Annotated in this window: 15 protein-coding genes and 1 pseudogene; 1 reads left to right on the forward strand and 15 read right to left on the reverse strand. The window is 35.4% G+C overall.

The window, feature by feature from the left end; all coding sequences use genetic code 11:
* Positions 1 to 70 precede the first annotated feature (70 nt).
* From ACPF9A_RS11350 to ACPF9A_RS11415, 14 genes and pseudogenes are all read right to left on the reverse strand, one after another.
* Positions 71 to 421: a hypothetical protein gene (locus tag ACPF9A_RS11350; protein WP_423996960.1), complete on the reverse strand. Its 351-nt coding sequence runs from the start codon at positions 419 to 421 to the stop codon at positions 71 to 73.
* A complete protein-coding gene (locus ACPF9A_RS11355; protein ID WP_423996961.1) occupies positions 422 to 913 on the reverse strand; it encodes a DUF6265 family protein in 492 nt (163 codons plus the stop codon).
* Between the two features lie 51 nt (positions 914 to 964).
* Positions 965 to 1,345 carry a VOC family protein gene (locus ACPF9A_RS11360; protein ID WP_423996963.1) on the reverse strand — a complete coding sequence of 127 codons (381 nt, stop codon included), beginning with the start codon at positions 1,343 to 1,345 and terminating at the stop codon, positions 965 to 967.
* Positions 1,342 to 1,758: a hypothetical protein gene (locus ACPF9A_RS11365; RefSeq protein ID WP_423996965.1), complete on the reverse strand. Its 417-nt coding sequence runs from the start codon at positions 1,756 to 1,758 to the stop codon at positions 1,342 to 1,344. Before ACPF9A_RS11365 ends, ACPF9A_RS11360 begins: the two co-directional genes overlap by 4 nt.
* Entirely contained in the window at positions 1,755 to 2,426 is a 672-nt protein-coding gene (locus ACPF9A_RS11370) for a DUF433 domain-containing protein (RefSeq protein ID WP_423996967.1), read from the reverse strand. Before ACPF9A_RS11370 ends, ACPF9A_RS11365 begins: the two co-directional genes overlap by 4 nt.
* A gap of 203 nt (positions 2,427 to 2,629) precedes the next feature.
* Positions 2,630 to 3,139 carry an outer membrane beta-barrel protein gene (locus tag ACPF9A_RS11375; protein WP_423996969.1) on the reverse strand — a complete coding sequence of 170 codons (510 nt, stop codon included), beginning with the start codon at positions 3,137 to 3,139 and terminating at the stop codon, positions 2,630 to 2,632.
* A 147-nt stretch (positions 3,140 to 3,286) separates the two neighbouring features.
* Positions 3,287 to 3,844, reverse strand: coding sequence for a hypothetical protein (locus ACPF9A_RS11380; RefSeq protein ID WP_423996971.1), 558 nt, complete (start codon positions 3,842 to 3,844; stop codon positions 3,287 to 3,289).
* 7 nt (positions 3,845 to 3,851) lie between these two features.
* Positions 3,852 to 4,070: a DUF6500 family protein gene (locus ACPF9A_RS11385; RefSeq protein ID WP_423996973.1), complete on the reverse strand. Its 219-nt coding sequence runs from the start codon at positions 4,068 to 4,070 to the stop codon at positions 3,852 to 3,854.
* A 3-nt stretch (positions 4,071 to 4,073) separates the two neighbouring features.
* On the reverse strand, positions 4,074 to 4,265 hold the full coding sequence (locus tag ACPF9A_RS11390) for a DUF4177 domain-containing protein (protein ID WP_423996975.1): 192 nt from the start codon (positions 4,263 to 4,265) through the stop codon (positions 4,074 to 4,076).
* Between the two features lie 18 nt (positions 4,266 to 4,283).
* The gene (locus tag ACPF9A_RS11395; protein ID WP_423996977.1) at positions 4,284 to 4,856 is read right to left on the reverse strand and encodes a pentapeptide repeat-containing protein; all 573 of its coding nucleotides are present in this window, start codon (positions 4,854 to 4,856) and stop codon (positions 4,284 to 4,286) included.
* A gap of 8 nt (positions 4,857 to 4,864) precedes the next feature.
* Positions 4,865 to 8,020, reverse strand: a complete 3,156-nt coding sequence (locus tag ACPF9A_RS11400; protein WP_423996979.1) for a WD40/YVTN/BNR-like repeat-containing protein — start codon at positions 8,018 to 8,020, stop codon at positions 4,865 to 4,867.
* 188 nt (positions 8,021 to 8,208) lie between these two features.
* Positions 8,209 to 9,759 carry a M20/M25/M40 family metallo-hydrolase gene (locus ACPF9A_RS11405; RefSeq protein ID WP_423996981.1) on the reverse strand — a complete coding sequence of 517 codons (1,551 nt, stop codon included), beginning with the start codon at positions 9,757 to 9,759 and terminating at the stop codon, positions 8,209 to 8,211.
* A 211-nt stretch (positions 9,760 to 9,970) separates the two neighbouring features.
* Entirely contained in the window at positions 9,971 to 11,263 is a 1,293-nt protein-coding gene (locus ACPF9A_RS11410) for a Zn-dependent hydrolase (RefSeq protein ID WP_423996983.1), read from the reverse strand.
* A 76-nt stretch (positions 11,264 to 11,339) separates the two neighbouring features.
* Positions 11,340 to 11,414 (reverse strand): annotated as a pseudogene (locus tag ACPF9A_RS11415) (CDGSH iron-sulfur domain-containing protein); the annotation flags it as partial.
* 43 nt (positions 11,415 to 11,457) lie between these two features.
* Here ACPF9A_RS11415 and ACPF9A_RS11420 point away from each other — a divergent pair.
* Positions 11,458 to 11,937 (forward strand): CatA-like O-acetyltransferase, encoded by a 480-nt coding sequence (locus tag ACPF9A_RS11420; protein ID WP_423996985.1) that lies wholly within the window; start codon positions 11,458 to 11,460, stop codon positions 11,935 to 11,937.
* Between the two features lie 28 nt (positions 11,938 to 11,965).
* Here the strand turns inward: ACPF9A_RS11420 and ACPF9A_RS11425 are convergent, their stop codons facing one another.
* Positions 11,966 to 13,468, reverse strand: coding sequence for an ATP-binding protein (locus ACPF9A_RS11425; protein ID WP_423996987.1), 1,503 nt, complete (start codon positions 13,466 to 13,468; stop codon positions 11,966 to 11,968).
* Positions 13,469 to 13,682 lie beyond the last annotated feature (214 nt).

Consider the following 13,682-nt stretch of genomic DNA (forward strand, 5'->3'; position numbering starts at 1 on the left):
CAGCCAACAGCCAACAGCCAACAGCCAACAGCCAACAGCCAACAGCCAACAGCCAACAGCCAACAGCCAACTATTCCCTCTTTACAATCATGTAAAAATCATTGTCTAGTGGCAGATAACCTAAATCATATAAAAAGAAATATGTAGTACCTTTTTTTGTGGTGTATAGATTGGTGATGAAGTCAAAATCGAAACCTTTATCTATTAACCGCATACGGGTGGTTTTCGTTTTACCGTCTTTTAATTTATAACTATCAAGAATGCGGTAGTTTTTGCGAAGCTTATTATTGATGTTCCTAATAAGGTTTTTGCTGTCTGGGTTAACCCTATTGTTAAACGTATTACGGCAGTGATCATTACAGAACTTTTTGTCGATCCTGCCCATAACCTTATTTCCACATTCTAAACAGGCTCTATCCATCTATTGTCTGTGGTAGTTAAAGGTAACTTCGTTCGATGTTCCGTCTTCTTCACCAACCTCTACATGCATGTTTATTTCTTTGTCAGATATGCGCTCAATAGTAAAATCATCAAAGTAAAATTTGTTCTCTTCTATTTTAATTAACCTAAATTCTATATTTTCATCTCGTTCTTCCCAACCACTTAAATTAGCATCGAAATGTTTGAGTTGTAAAATGAGTGTTCCATCTATCTCAATAAGATGACCGAATTCATAAAAACTTACTTCACCTTTATCTAGTAATCTAAAGGAGAACATCATGGAACCATCTGCAGGCGGAGACCATATTTCCTCAGCAATTCCGCCAAAGGCTTCTCCTTTCCAATGTCCCGCAAGCCATTCTATATTGTTTAATGTCGCAGCCGGACTCATCATTCCTTCTTCAAAAGAAACTGTATTTTGTGCTTGTAGCGAACACATTGATGAAAGTAAGGAAAGTAGAAGTAATTTCATGTTCTAGTATTTGCAACAAGATACAAATTATACGTTTACAAACGGCTTCGCTTATTTCTCATAAAACTCTATAGGCAAGTCATCTGGGTCTGCAATGAAAGTAAATCGCTTGTTGGTAAATTCATCGATACGAATAGGTTCTGCTATTACATCGTGTTTTTTACAATGTGCAATAATTTTTTCCAAATCGTCTACTTCAAATGCGATATGTCGTAATCCGCATGATTCTGGTCTTGATGGTCTCTTTGGTGGATTTGGAAAAGAGAACAATTCAATGATATACTCACCTTTCAAAGCCAAATCTAATTTGTAAGATTGTCGATCTTCTCGATATACCTCTCGAATAATCTCTAAGTTTAAAACCTCTGTATAAAATTGTTTAGAAACCTCGTAATTAGAGCAGATGATAGCGGTGTGGTGTACTTTGTTCATTTTATCCTTTTCATTTTGCCATTTAATGCAAAGGTGTATCCAAAAGGTCTTTTTTCAGTATTTGCTATCTTACAAATTTCGTCCCAATTTTTAGAAAGAGCTTGAACCATTTGCCAAATACTTAAGCCTTGTTTTTTTGATGGTCCTCGTAAGAAAAACATTCCAACACCATGTTTTTGATAAAGTTCTAATTCATCTCTTCTTCGAGAAATATTTAAATCTTGAGTAATTACACAGCTATTTTCTGCACCTACTTTTGGAATCCACTCCTTATCAATTGCACCATAATTGAAGACTTCTGGAAGAAATTTAACGCTAACTTTATATCCTGTTTTTATCCCTTCTGGCAATTGAATTTTTTCAAAGCCATGTGCGAGGTGTGGAGGCATGTTTTCGTCAAAATAAATTATCATGCTGCTTTACAGTATTCTAATGCATGATTAACTTCTGCTTCAGAGATTTGATATACATGTGCTATATAAGGAATAGGGTCTCCTGCCTTATGATGATTATTGATTATTTCGGGAAAAATGTTTTTACCATCAATAACTGGATGGCCAAAACGCCTTTTAGGGTCAACAAGTATAGATTTTTCTTTACCGATTGGCCAAAATCTAGATGCTAAATTGTCTTTGTCAAATTCTAGATTGATAAAGAAAATTTCAATTAAATCTAAATTAAATTGTTTTGTTCCATTAAGTTCAATCGTACCTTTCAAAGTTTTTAAAAATATATGTTTTCCGTCAGATCTAATTTCTTTTAAAACTTCTTTTCTCGCAAAAGGAAAAGCGGTAGAATACATTTTACTTAATTCATGATGTGCTTCTAATACCTGTTTTGGCTTAACCCCAGCTTCGGAAAACCTCATCATTACATAAAATTCGATAAATGTATGAAAGCTTACCGCACGTTTTCCGTTAATATTCCATGAATATTTTGAGCCAAATTCTTTTCCGATTTTTCCGTCCCAATATTTGTTCATCCAAGTATAGACTGTTCTATATGGGACGCGCAAAATACTAGCTATTTCACTAGCAGTATATATACCTGAACCTATTTTTGGTTTATTCTCGAAATTCATTGTTTTAAATATACTTCAAAATTACAACTTAAATAAATTGTAGTTGTTGATTACCCAAATGTTATGGTTTTTCTTTGAGAATTTTAACTTTTGGTTTATGGGCATGCATTCCCAATATCTAATATAAAAGTTAATAATATTGTAAAAAAAATGGGTGATTTACAAAATTGTAAATCACCCATTTTTATATATAAAAAGTATTCTTATAACTTATAAGTGATTCCGATTCTACCTCCACTTACAACGTTACCGCCACCAACTTGAAGGTTAATCGCAAAGTTGTCATCGAAGAAATAGCGGCCACCTACTTGTAGACCAATACCGAAATTATCGACGTCAACATCAGTAACTGTGCTACCGTTAATTTTGGTAGACCAGCTATAGTATGTCAAATTTGCACCTGCATATAAATCCCACTGACTTGGAATTTCAAAAACCTCATTAAAATGATAATTACCATTTCCTGTAATACCAAATATTGAGCTCTTGTAATCGCTACCAAAACCGCTACCGTAGTTGTAGGTTTGATAAGATAATTCGCCTCCAACAGAGATATTCGGTGCTACCCCATATTCTAAACCAGCGTAAATAGGAACTCCCCATCCAGAAAACCCAACTCCTGCATTTGCTTGTAAAGCTCCTTCTTCTAATGGTGATTGTGCGTACGTAAAGCCAATAGTAAACAGGGCTAGTAATAAAGTGATTTTTTTCATGGTTAATGTTTTGATTAACAATTAGTTAATTAATGTTGTTTAGGTATTTTAATCTAAAATATCGGCGAAAGATACTTAATAATTTTAATTGATAATGTTTATTAAATATCTAATTAGATGAGATGAAATAATTTTTTGTTTACATTTCTATTCCCGACCCTCATATAATTCAATCGCTTTCAAATATCTCATTGCTCCGGGCATAGTCATATCATTCACGAAACCATCTAATTCTGGATGATTTACTTTTACGAAACTCACTAAAGAATCTCTGCGTTGCGCCCATGTATTCCAATTCACGTCTATATAATCTAATTCTTCAACTTTTGTAATTTTACCTGATACAAAAGATATTTTGACATTTAACTTTAGCGGATTATTCTTTAAAAACTTATTACGAATATTCTTTTGAGTGATAGTTGCAATAACGTCATCGTCCTCTTTTACCAATTCAATTATCTCGTATGATGGTTCAAAAACGGAATCCCATTTATAGAATTCATGAAAACTTTTCTTGTCAAATGGCATTACAAAATCACCAGAAATTAGGGTAATACTATCATGAATTACTTCTTTGATTTTGTTGAACTCGCCAGAATCAAAAGCTTTGTAATAGCTATTGACAGTCTTTTTGTGACTTAACTTTTGATTACCACAACTAGTAAGGATAACTGCAAAGAATAGAATAAAAAATATGTTTTTCATCTAGGTATTAGTTAATAGATTTAACCATTTTTTTAATCTTAATAGCCTTTTCAAAATGGTCGAGTTTATGTTCTAGAATCCACCATTTCGCTACTTCCATTAAAAGCTCTGGATTGTCATTTTTGTTTTTGAAGAACGCGTAGAAAGACAACCCTACATTTTCTCCCTTAGCGGCTATTTTGGAATCGCAAACTTCAATGATTTTTGATTTTATTTCTTGGTTCATTTTTTATTCTATTTTTTTCTCAAAAATCAATTCAAAATAAGATGCAGAGCCATATCCAGATGTTGCAGGTGCGAATATTTGAACAAACCGCCATCCTTCTTTTGCTTTAGACGCTATAATTTCTTTGTAGTCTGAATTTGGTTTCGAGGTAAATATTCCTCCTAAGGCTAGTTTAATATATTGATATTCGTACATAATTTTTTCTTTTTATTATTACTTCAAAATCTTAAGCTTGTGTTTCTGCAATAATCCCTCAAGATTATCTTTTAAAAATATGGCTCCTGCCATAGAATTATTATCAGGGTCAATACTGAAATTTGTTGCGGTGCTAAAGTCTGCTTTTTGCAGATTAGTTCTCCCAAAAACGGCTCTTTCTAAGTTGCATTCATCAAATTTTGACTTGCTTAAATCGCAATCTCCAAAATCAGCTTCTTCAAGTTTACAAGACATAAATACCTGTCCGACTAATTTTAATTCAGTGAAAATTGCAAAACTTAAATTACAATCAAAAAAAGATAAATCCATTAAAAAGGCATTACAGGTATTAAAGGCTAAACCTATGAGTTTACAATGAGAAAATTTTACTTCTTTGAAAGTAGAGTTTACAATATTGGTATTACTCAAATTACAATCTATAAACTCGCACTCCAAAAAAATCTGATTGTCTAAATATCCTTTAGAGAAATCGCAACTTTCAAAAATGCAATTTTCGTATTCCGCTCTAGCCAATCTATTAGCAGTGTAATTTTCTCCTTTAAAGTTTTGATCTAGTATTAATTTTTGCACAACCTGTTTTAGTTTTGTTTTACAGATAATATGATTGCCGGAATTTCTAAGCTTTGAAACAAAGTATTATAGGACTTCATTTCTGTATTTATGATGGCATCATGCTCTATTTTAAACGTATTCCAAATTGTTAATAGATCTTTTAATCGCTCTTTTGCGCCAGCGGTAACCTTTGGTTCTGCAGCATCAATATAACCTCTTAGATTCAATAATTGTGAATTCAGTTTATTTTCAAAATTAATCACATCTTGAAAGGTTTTCTGGTTAGGCTGAATTAGATTTTCTTGCCAATTTGTAATGCGTTTTGTTAGGGAGTCGCCTTGCGTTAATAACGCTTCTGCTTTTTCATTATCTACAAGTAATTTGCCATATTGTTTTAATTGCGATTTTGCCGATTGCATATCGTTTACAGCAGTATGTATTTCTATTACAGTCGCTTCAATGGTTTTCATCATTGTTTGTTGTTCTGCATAATCTGCCATGCCGGCTTTTACTTTTGGGTGTGGTAAAATTGTTGCCGTTATTTCTGCTGTTTTCTCGCCTAAGGTTAATTTCAACTTATAATCACCAGGACCAACAGTAGAACCGTTTAACCCTCCTAGTACAAAAATCTTGTCCACAGCAGGTAAAGGATCTCTTTTAAAATCCCAAGTAAAACGGTTATATCCTTTTTTTGAAGCTAGAATAGCTGGCTTTGCCGGACCGCCTGGCCAAGATTTAAATTTCTTATCTTTTTGGTTGGTTATGGTTCTAATTACCTCACCATCTTTCAGTACTTCCAATTTTAATTCTGTACTGTCTTGTGCTTCGCTTAAATAATAATCGAAAGTTACTCCGCTTTTTGGATTGCTGCCCAAACCAGGAACTGGTTTTTCACTAGAACCTCCAATAAACAAATACGTGTCTTTTGGTTTAAAAATGTTTAGCTCTTGTTTTGGGGTAGTGCTATTCTGTATAGCTGCTAAGTCATCTAAAATCCAAAATGCACGACCGGCAGTTGCAGCAACCAAATCATTATCTTGAATAACTAAATCATTAATAGGAGTTAAGGGTAAATTTAATTGAAATGGTTGCCAGTGCATACCATCATCTAAGGAAATATATAAGCCAGTTTCTGTACCTGCGTAAAGTAGTTCTTTTACTTTTTTGTCTGCACGAACCACTCTCGTGAATGTATTTTCGCCTGTTATGCCATTGGTGATTTTTGTCCAAGTGATTCCGTAATCTGTTGTTTTGTAGATGTAGTTGGTAAAATCCATCGACTTATAACGCATCAATACAATGTAAGCTGTTGCCGGGTCATGAGGTGAGACTTCAATACTGTTAATGATACCATCCTTGGCACCAGTGGGTGTAACATTCACCCAGTTTGCGCCACCGTCTTTGGTTACATGAACTAGTCCATCATCACTACCAGACCAAATAACACCCTCTTCATGTGGAGATTCTGTCAAGTAAGTTAGGGTGTTATATATTTCACCACCAGCAGCTTCATTGGTAAATGGACCACCACCGAGACCATGTTTGTCTTTTTCGTTTCGAGTTAAATCGGGACTAATAACTGACCAGCTTTGACCTTCATCGGTAGATTTGAATACAACATTACCACCATGGTAAATTGTTTTTCTGTCGTGTGGAGAGGTGATTATCGGTGCATTCCAGTTGTAACGGTATTTTGCATTTTCTGGAGAGATGCTCAAACCTAATTCTGGGTATTCTTTTATAGACTTAGATTCTTTCGTATTCGCATCCCATTTATCAATATTACCTTGGTAAGTTCCACCATAAATCAACTTTGGGTTATCTGGATCGAATGCTAAAAAGGCACTTTCGCCACCAGCAACAGCATACCAATCTTTCCAGTCAATACCATCATCATTTGTTCTAGATGCAATCGCAACGGTAGAGTTATCTTGCTGACCACCATACACATTATAAGGCACTAGATTATCGGTAATTACCCTATAAAATTGAGCTGTATTTTGATTTTCTTGCGTGCTCCAGCTTTTTCCGCCGTTATTAGAAACATTTGATCCACCATCATTTGAATTTATCACGCGTTGATTGTTCAATGGATCTATCCATAAATCGTGATTGTCGCCATGCGGAGTAGAAAGCGGTGAGAATGATTTACCACCATCTATTGATTTCGTTACAGGCGCATTTAAAACATACACAATATCTTCATTTTGGGTGTCTGCAAAAATCTCCATGTAATACCATGAGCGTGTAATATTGATACGGTCTTTATTAATAAGCGTCCATTTTTTACCTGCATCGTCAGAACGGTATACGCCACCTTTTTCTCCCTCTGCTTCGATAACAGCAAATACACGTTCTGGGTTGGCACGAGAAACAGAAATACCTGCTTTACCCATTTCTTTAGGTAGCCCTTCTTTTAATTGTTCCCAAGTTTCACCACTATCTGTCGATTTGTAGATGCCCGAGTTTTTTCCTCCAGATTCCATGGTCCAAGGGAAACGTCTGTGTTGCCACATTGCAGCGTATAAAATGGTAGGGTTGGTCATATCCATCGATAAAGCAGAAGCTCCAGTTATAGTATCTACAAACAGAACATTTTTCCAAGTTTCGCCACCATCGGTAGATTTGTAAATACCTCGTTGAGATGAAGGTCCGTATTGTGCACCTTGTGCAGATACAAATATGATATTGGGATTGGTAGGGTCTATAATAATGTCAGAAATATGTCTTGTTTCATCAAGCCCCATATGTTTCCATGTCTTACCCGCATCTGTAGATTTGTAGACTCCGTCACCCATAGAGGTCATAACACCACGGGCAGCATGTTCGCCCATACCGGCAATTACAATATTTGGGTTGCTTTCAGATACGGAGATTGCTCCAACAGTAGCTGTTTTTAAAAATCCGTCAGAAATATTTTTCCAAGTGATTCCGTCATCCGTAGTTTTCCAGATTCCGCCACCAACAGTACCCATGTAGTAAACCATTGGTTGACCCAATACACCGGTTGATGCTACGCTTCTTCCGCCTCTAAACGGACCAATATTCCTCCATTTTAATCCGGTGAAAAGAGAATCTTCTAATTTAATGGTTGGTTCTGAAATTTTGTTTTTTCTACGTTGAGATTGTAGGGCTAAAGGTGCCATAATGAGGAGCACTAACAAGAGTCTGATGGTTTTCATGGTGCGGTCTGTATTTGTTGTTGAATAGGGAAGATAATAAAAGCGCATGTAAAAAAATAGCCTATGTATTGAATTTGATGGGTTTGAAATTAAACAAACAAGGCTATACGGTGTTGTGCACTTTATTAAAAAAGTACTACAAGCATTGTATAGCCTTAAGCTTAAAAATAAATTAGTGGTTAGGTCAACTATTCGTCTTGTCCACCTTTACGTTGTGGAGATCTTGGTGTTGGCCATTCTCCTTTTTCGCCAGATCTAGGATTAATTCCCAAAACAGCTTTTTCACGTGATGTTCTTTCTGGATCTTCACAAGCCATATAGGTAAGTATAGCCGTTAGAATTGCATTGTTACGCACATCATGGAATACAATCTTGTCATACGTATCTAAATTTGTGTGCCATGTATAATTCCAATAATCCCAACTAAGAGAGCTTAACGAAAATGCCGGAGCACCTGCAGCTACGAACGATGCATAATCAGATCCACCACGACCAGGTGAACCTGGGAAGGTAGTTTCGATCTCATTTTTATACGTTTCAGGTACAGCTTCTAACCAACGCCCTAAATAATCATATGCATGAAGAAACCCTTGTCCCGATAAGTTTACAACACGACCGGTACCGTTATCTTGATTAAAAACCGCTTGTACACCGGCTACAATTTCTGGGTGATCTTCTACAAAAGAGCTCGAACCATTTAAGCCTTGTTCTTCACTACCCCAATGACCAATTAAAATCGTTCTTTTCGGATTCGGATACACTTTTTTAAGAATTCGAGCAGCTTCTAACATGGTAATAGTACCTGTGCCGTTGTCTGTTGCACCTGTGCCACCATCCCAAGAATCGAAATGAGCAGAAAGAATTACGTACTCGTCTGGGAATTCGGTGCCTGGTATAGTTGCAATAGTATTAAAAGCTGGTACTACACCTAAATCTTTAGATTCGGCGACTATTTTAATTTTAGTATCGGCACCATGTTCTACCATTCTGTATAGCATACCGTAGTCTTCTAAAGAAATATCTACTGCGGGAATTTTATCGGTACCTGCGCTGAATATTTTGTTAGCTCCAAAACCTTCAGACCATCTCGATTGGGCAATACCAACGGCACCTGCTCTTTCAAATGCAGAATTGATATTTCTACTCGTGTAGCCTGTATTGTTAATATTCTGTCTCCATATCTTTTCTATGGAATCGCGCTCTTTTTTCATTTTCTCGAAGGATGCTTTTGTCGCATATTCTTCCCAGTTTTCGTCTGGTCTACCTGTGGGTTGTAACATGCTAATCATTACTATTTTTCCTTTCACATTAGGAAGCCATTTTACAAATGATAATGAGTCTTTGAAACTAGGGAGTGTAATTAAAGATGCGGTAACACCTTTAGCGCTTGTGCCTGGGTTCCACGCCAATTGTGTAGCGTGAAGTGATGCTACTCGTGGCGATACCATGTCTACATGAGTAATACCTCTTTGCCAACCCTTCCAAGTTCCCCATTGTTGGTTTTCGGCAGAAATACCCCATTTTTTATAGGTGTTTATTGCCCAGTCATGTGCTGTTTTCATCTCTGGCGTACCTACTAAACGTGGTCCGTTGAGGTCCATTAATTCGTAAGCTAATTGCTCTAATTGAGAATTTTCAACGCCTTCTTTTTCGATGGCATTAACGATGTTTTCTGTGGATTGAGAAAATCCGAAAGTGACGCATAACAAGTATGCACCAAAGAGTAGTCCTTTTTTCATGTTCAAGATAGTTTGTTGAACTAAGGTACTAATTTAAGGGCGTAAAATAGGTGTTAAAATTTGTCGGATTTCTGAAGGAAACGAGGTAGACTTTCTTTAATTGGAAAAGCTCAATATTCTTCACCGCTTTATTTTTAAGTGCGATTTAGTTATTGAGTTTTGGTTAGCTTAATATATGATTCATCGATCGATGAATGATTTTTTAAAACTATTATTTAAGCTTTTTGTCTAATGCCAATATGGTTTGCAAAAGTACATTGGCACCATTTGCCATGTCAACTGCAGAGGTAAATTCTTTAGGAGAATGACTAATGCCATTTTTACTCGGCACGAATATCATACCCGTTGGTGCAATAAGTGCCATGTCTTGGGCATCATGACCAGCGCCACTTGGCATTGATTTGTAACTCAATTTAAGTAACTGAATACTTTTTTCAATTTCAGATTGTATGGTTGAATCCATGATGGCTGGGTCTGCTGTGGTATCTAGTTTTTTAAAGGATATTTCAACTCCCGATTCAGCACTAATTTCTTTAGCTCTTTTTTCGATAGCAGCATATACCTTTTCAATAACCTCAGAAGACAAATCTCTAATTTCAAGACTGGTAATTACATGACCAGGAATTACATTGGGTGCACCTGGTTCTGACTTTATTCTACCAACAGTTGCAACTTGGGCGCCATCGAAACTTGTAGCAACTTCATTAACGGCAATGATAAATTTTGAGGCTGCTAAAAGCGCATCTTTTCTAGCATTCATTGGTGTTGTGCCGGCATGGTTGGCAAATCCGTTAAACTCAACATCCCACCATTTTAATCCTACAATACCTTTTACAATACCAATCTCTAAATTTTCTTTTTCAAGAGTGCCTCCTTGTTCAATGTGTAGTTCTAAAAATGCAGCGACATCTCCTTTTTTACGAGCAACTTCTGCAAGTCTGGTGGTATCTCCGCCTAATCTCATCATACCTTCGCCAATGGTATAACCTGTAGAATTTTTAACAGTAAAAGCACTTTCGTTTAAATGCCCTGCGATTGCCCTACTACCTACAACACCACCTTCTTCATTAGAAAAAATGATAATTTCTAATGGATGTTTCGTTTTAACGTTGTTTTCATTTAGCACCTTAAGAACTTCTAAGGAAGCCATGCTGCCAACACAACCATCATAATTACCGCCATGAGGAACGCGGTCAATATGTGAACCAAACGAAATCGGTTTCATGTTTGGCTTTGTCCCTTTTCGTATTCCAATTACATTACCGGCAAAATCGACATGGGTTTCAATATCCATGGCTTTTAATTGCTCAAGAACCCATTGCTGGGCTGCAATATCGGCATCACTAAAAGCAACACGTTCGGTTTCGCCATTTTCTTCTATGCCAAACTGGGCAAGATCCATAATGCGTTTTTCTAATCGTTCTTGATTGACCGAAATTTGAGCGCTACATAATAAAGGGCTAACAATTAAAAGTACAGCGATTATATTCTTATATTTTTTCATGTTCCTCTATGCTAAAGTGTTTGTATTATTCTGCAAATATTCCAAAAATAGTTGAGCTAGAATTATAAACTATTGATTAACCTTTCCATTCTATTTTTCTGTGCGATCCATCGCAAAATGGTTTGTTTTCTGAAACACCACAATGACATAATCCTGTAGTACCTTACTTTTGTGACAATTTCGCCAGAGGATAATTGAATCTACATATTTTAAAGGCTGCTAATGCCATAACTCCGTTTAAATATCGCATTGAAGATGGTAAGGTGTTCGAGTATGACTGTGTACATGCATCGCCAACCATTGGTAGAGATAACGGTACGTTCGGTTTTTCTTATGTCGAGTATAAAGATTCGTTTACTGAATTTAGAGATGCTGCCAATAAAGAAATTGAAAAGGTTAAGATTTCTACGGGATTAGAATTGCCCGAATGCGGTATCAACGTATTACATTGTTCAAGTATGCCATGGCTAGATTTTACTTCGGTTTCTCATGCCCGGCATTTTGCATTTGCAGATAGTTGCCCAAAAATCTCATTCGGTAAAATGACTGGTGAAGGTGAGCATAGATCTATGCCAGTATCAATACATGTGCATCATGCTTTAATGGATGGTTATGAAGTAGGTTTATTTGTAGCCGAGTTTGAACGATTAATGTCATTAGAAGGAGAGGTTTAGAAGGAGAATTAAATAATATGTCTGTTAATTATATTTGAGGTGCTACTTGCTCATTTGTTACGGTTTTGAAGCTTAAAATGAACTCTGTGCCTTTATTTATCTCGCTTATACAGCTGATTGTACCACCGTTCATTTCTACGAAATCTTTAGTAATCATTAAACCAAATCCGGTTCCTTTCTCACCAACTGTACCTTGCCTTACTGCTGGTGCGCCTTTGCTTTCGGTTGTATTTTGCCAGTCGGTATTCATACCTAATCCAAAATCTTTTACTCCTATTTCAACGATATCAGATGAGCATTTAGAGGACAATATTATTTTTTGACCTTTCTCGCTAAACTTGATAGCATTAGAGGTTAAATTACGAAGAATGACCTTTAACATGTTTTCATCAATAAAGAGTTCTCGACAAGAAATTGCCAATTCTATGTCTATACCCTTATCATTCGCCATTCTTTTAAACTCCTTTTTTATGGAAGTGAAAAGTATTTCTAAGTCGCATATTTTTTTGTCTAAATTGACACCTTCTAGTTGATTATACGACCAATCAAGCAAAACGTTAACCATAGAAATTCTATCGGTTACTTCGTTTTTTAATTTTTTTGTAATCTCTTTTAGTTCACTTTCTTCTAGCTGACTTTCAATCATTTCTACAATGGTGCCCACATTATTAAGAGGGCCTCTAACATCATGGGTTAGAAGCGAGAATAATTTATTTTTAAGTTTATTTACTTTTTCAAGTTCCTCATTTTTATATTCTAATTCTTGTTTAGCGACTTGTAAATGTTTAGTCTGTTTTTCAACTTCTGTAATCAGTTTGTTATTGGCATCAACCTGTATTTTTATAGTATTATCTTCAATAGATTTATACTTGTAACCAACCAAAATTGAGAATAAAATTAATTGAAAAGTCACAAGAATTGAAGTTAGTAGTATTACAAGGTCTCCGTCGACATTGTAATATTTTTGAGTAAACCATGCTCCTACATAAAGAATTGAAGCAAGAAGGTAGGGTGTATAGGAATATAAATAATACTTATTAAATTTTTCAGCTTTATATAATCGTATACCTGAAAATAGGCTGAGAAGTGCTGTTGATAATGCTATAATGGCAGCTAACATTATTATAGAACTGTTTAGCCATTCTATTTTAGTGATTACATTGTTTAAAATATGTAAAATAGGTAAGCAAACTATAATTAGGGCAAATACTTTATAGATAATCGCTAATGTTCGATGGTTGCTTTGAGTTATGTTTAGGTAGCTTTTTGTGAACATTAATAGCCCAAAAGTTGATATCATTGCTGTTGAAAGCGAGGCTTTATTGGCAATAAATATGACTTGGTCACTGAAGGAACCATCCAAAATGAGAGATAAGCTCCAGTGTAAAGTCAATCCGAATATTAGAATAAAATAATACAGTGTAATTTTATGCCTTAAAACTAGAAATGACAAAAGGTGGTAAATGCCAAAAACCCCAAAAATAGACGTGAAGACAATACTTGTTAAATACCTAAAATCAATAATATCCATATATAAATTATAAATTTGTTAAGTGGGGAGACATGAATCTGAAAATTCTCTTATTATCTCTGCTCCCTGAATTTAGAATTTTTTATTGAGAATAGACCATGATTTTAATAGCATCTTCTTGATAACATACTTTTAATTCATTTTTTAAATTTCTAATTCATAAGTTTCGCGATTGGTTTGGGAATTAATAATTTGCGCAAGATTTGATTCGCAT

The organism is Maribacter sp. IgM3_T14_3 (assembly GCF_049603095.1).
GTDB lineage: Bacteria > Bacteroidota > Bacteroidia > Flavobacteriales > Flavobacteriaceae > Maribacter.